The sequence below is a fragment of the Bradyrhizobium sp. Leo114 genome (assembly GCF_055229415.2).
The window spans coordinates 1-3,722 of record NZ_JBUYEN020000130.1 but is presented as its reverse complement, the minus strand read 5'-3'; the positions used below and the strand labels follow the sequence as shown (position 1 = coordinate 3,722).

General features: G+C 60.2%; 1 protein-coding gene and 1 pseudogene. Both read right to left on the bottom strand.

The annotated features are described in order from the left end of the window. Positions 1–519: 519 nt before the first annotated feature. Positions 520–1,616, bottom strand: a pseudogene (locus ACZIRK_RS44760) (IS256 family transposase); the annotation flags it as partial. A gap of 421 nt (positions 1,617–2,037) precedes the next feature. Next, the gene (xopAG, locus tag ACZIRK_RS44755) at positions 2,038–3,558 is read right to left on the bottom strand and encodes a XopAG/AvrGf1 family type III secretion system effector (RefSeq protein ID WP_207231187.1); all 1,521 of its coding nucleotides are present in this window, start codon (positions 3,556–3,558) and stop codon (positions 2,038–2,040) included. Between the last annotated feature and the right edge of the window lie 164 nt (positions 3,559–3,722).

Sequence of the window (3,722 nt, the reverse complement as noted above, 5' to 3'; positions counted from 1 at the left end):
TCGCCGGCGACACCATCGACGTCATCGATCCCTCAAACGGGGAAGTGCAGTCGATGAAGCTGTTCGTCGCGGCGATGGGCGCCTCCAACTATACCTACGCCGAGGCCTGCCCAAGCGAGGGGCTCGCGAGATGTTGATTGCCGCCCAGGCGGAGCACAGCTACGAACGCTTCGTGTCGCAATGGAAACCGCGGCGGCCAAAAACCGGCGCGCGGGCGCCTCAATCCGGCAGGACAAAATAGGCAGTCCGGTGACGCTTGCAGCCGACGCGTCACGCTTCGCCACGAGGTCGCCCGCGCCGGACAACCCTAATCGCGGCTGACGGCAAGGTCCAGCCACGCCTGGAATGCCGTCCCGTTCGACACCAGCGTGCCGTCGTGCTCGGGCCGGTCAAGGCCGAGCCGTGCGGTGGCCGCAAATGCGGCCAGCCTTGACCGCCCCTGCGCGCGGCGGCTGCGAGATCGGTGGCCGGGACGGAAGAATGGCCCGCAGCGCGGCCGAACAAAAGAATGGACTTACGGCGATCCCGGCAATCCTCGTGTCGGCCATGAAGAAATCGCTTGTCCATCTCATCCGTCGTCCGCAGGTGGTTCCAGTGCTCGGCTGGAACGTCGTAGAACGCCAGTAGCGTGTCCCGATCCTTACTTAGGCAGTCGGCAGCCTTCTCGTATTTGGGCGTGTAGCTCTCGATGAAGGCGTCGAACGCCAGCTCGGCGGCGGCTTGGTTTCGGCCATCCAGATCTCCTGCAACGCGCGTTTGGCCTTCGGTTGCTGGCTCTTCGGCAACTTGGCGATCACGTTCGCGCTCTTGTGCACCCAGCAGCGCTGCTCGCGCGTTTTCGGCCAGACCTCACCGGCAGCCTTCCAGAACCCGAGCGCGCCATCGGCGATGGCGAGCCGCGGCGGCACGTCGAGCCCGCGGCGCTTCAGCTCGAGCAGCAGATCGCGCCAGTCCTGCGCGCTCTCGCGGGCACCATCGGTGAAGCCGACCAGTTCCTTGCGGCCTTCCGACGTCGCGCCGATCAGCACCAGGATGCACCGCTTTTCGTCTTCGAGCCGTGCCTCCAGATGGATGCCATCGGCCCAGATGTAGACGTAGCGCTTCGCCGACAGATCGCGCCTCGGCCACGCGGTGTGTTCGTCAAGCCAACCGTCCTTCAGGCGGCCGATGGCGGATGCCGACAATCCGGCAGCATCCTTGCCAAGCAGCGCCGCCAGCGCCTCGGAGAAGTCACCGGTGGAGATCCCCTTCAGGTAAAGGATCGGCAGCAGCGTCTCGATCGATTTCGAGCGGCGCATGTAGGGCGGCAGGATCGACGGAGAGAACCGGATGCGGTCGGGGTCGGTAGCGCCCGCCTCGCGATCGCGTACACGCGGTTGGCGGACGGCGACCGGACCGATACCGGTCATCACCTCGCGTTCCGGCAGGTGACCGTGGCGGACGACGCGCTGGTGGCCGTCCGCAGTCTTCAAATCGGCATGCTTGCCGAGAAAGTCCGCGACCTCGGCCTCTACCGCCTGAGCCAACAGAGCACGCGCCCCATTGCGCAAGATTTCGGTGCGTTGATCGGCGACGTTTCCTGGCTGAATCAGCTTGATGATGTTATCTTTGGACACGGCATATCGCTCCTACGGTGGAGAAGTGGAGGCGTCAAGCACCCCCACGATATGCCGCCTTCCCGATTCCCGCCGTCACCAACTTTCAGCGATAGCTCTCAGGACATATTCCCCTCACCACTAGGGCTGTACTCAATTAGCGGTTTCTGATTCCCTCGGGCCGAGTTGAGTCGGCATGGGGGCTTCGATGCGCAAAGGACTGTTCTGGCTCAACGACAAGCAGTTGGCTCGGATACAGCCGCATCTGCCACTCACCTACCTGAAGGGATACGCCGACGGCAGCGAGGCCAAGGACGGAATCGCCCGCTGGATCGCCTTCTATAACGAGCATCGCCTTCGTGGCGTGGCTTTGACGAGCGGATCGGGACGTCGTCGCTCTCGCTTCGGCTTCGCAATTGGCCTATCGGTCGGACGTCCCACTTCACAGCTTTTCTCCGCCATAGAACTCTTCCGCAGCCATCCTACATACGTCTTCGTAGAACCGATCTGCATCCGCCACTGTATAGCCGGCGCCTGCAAAGCACCCTCGTGCGGTCTCGTGGAGCGTATGCCGGATCCCGCTGGCATCGTCATATACCGCATTGAGGCACCCAATGATCACGACTACATCGTCTTTGGACAACGGTTCTTCCGCGCTCATCAGTCTCGCGTGGTTGATGCACGCCACAGCATTGGCGCATGTGAACGAGTCCCCGAGGCCCGAGCAGTCTTCGAACCCGTTACCCTGCTCGTTCAACTTGAAGTGAGCTATGGCCAGGTTCTCCATGTTTTTTGAGGCCGCCATGGGCTGAAGATCATTGAGTGCTCCAGGATCATTCTTCAGCCAAAACTTATGGAAGCGGGCTTCGAGCTTGTGCAATAGTGGTCCCATGACACCGGTATTTCGCTTGAAGATGCTTTTCGACGGGTCTTCGAACATCAAGCTCTCATCGATCTTGTAGGTCTCGTCCGGCGACAGAAAACCGTGCTGCGCCAGCGTCTTCATGACGATCTTCTCGGCATGTCCCCAGTGCTCGTCTGCGGCATAGACCTGCCTCAAGTTCAAGATCGCTTGGCCGGCGGCAAACTGCGCATCTTCGCTAAGCTTGTCGTCCTTCTCCAGCAAGGCCTCGAGCGACTCCACGCATTGCCGCGGTGACAAGCCTTTCGTCTCGGAGACGTCTTTGAAGTGTTTGTAGCCTTTGAGCACGAACGGTCGGGTGATCGACCGCGAGGTGTACCCGCGAGCCCCGGTCTCGTCATTGGCGACGCCTGTCAGCGCATATTTGTTCTTCTGCTCGTACAGGCTGCTCTTCGTCAAATCGGGATCATTCGGTACGAGAGGCGGATCATATTTGGCAACGTGGTCAGCTTTCACGAGTTGGCCCTTGAGGCACGTAAGGCTCTTCACCAGCGACTGGCGCGCCTTCTCCGTGTTTACGAGGTGCATGACGTGCACTTTCGTAGCTGCCCGATAGTCGGTCATGGTCACGAACTGGTTGTTGCCGCAGGTCCGCACGGAATTAATCGACCGATTGTTCCGCTTCTGCTCTTTTGGACTGCTGCTGTGGTAGTGGCGGAAACGGACTTTTGCTATTTCGGATGCCTTATTGAGCCTGTCGTTGCTCGTGAATCCACCTTTGCCATCGTGTAACGACGTGGTCGAGAGGAAGAAATCATTGGTAGTCTTGTCGTAGAGATATGCCGCACCGGCCACCCCCAATGCATACTTCATTGCGCGAGAGGCCTGGCCCAGCAAGTCGCGGTCTCCACTTGTGTCCTCTCCGCCCCGGGATTGCGGGCTATTTGAGTTACGGAGATCAGACGTGGCCTGTCGAGAAGCTCGGAAATTGGTCAGCGCACTCGTATTCGCCTTGTGCGTGACCACAGCGCCCTGCCGCGAAGTCTCGGTGCGGTGCACGTTCTGCAACATCATTCCGACCACACTATTATTAATGCGCATTAGCCATACTCCTGGGGATGTCCCGATCGGTGTTGAACTAGCAGTCTGCTGAAAAACCTTAAAATGGAGAGTTTTCGCCTTCTCGGCGGTTGTTGTTGGAGCGGCGGGGTGGGCGGTTGGATTTTTAGCCTGTTGTTAGGGGCACCCTGACGCGAGGCGGCTAA

Excerpts from the sequence above, each read along its gene's own strand:
- xopAG (WP_207231187.1), bottom strand. The coding sequence starts at position 3,558 with ATGCGCATTAATAATAGTGTGGTCGGAATGATGTTGCAGAACGTGCAC.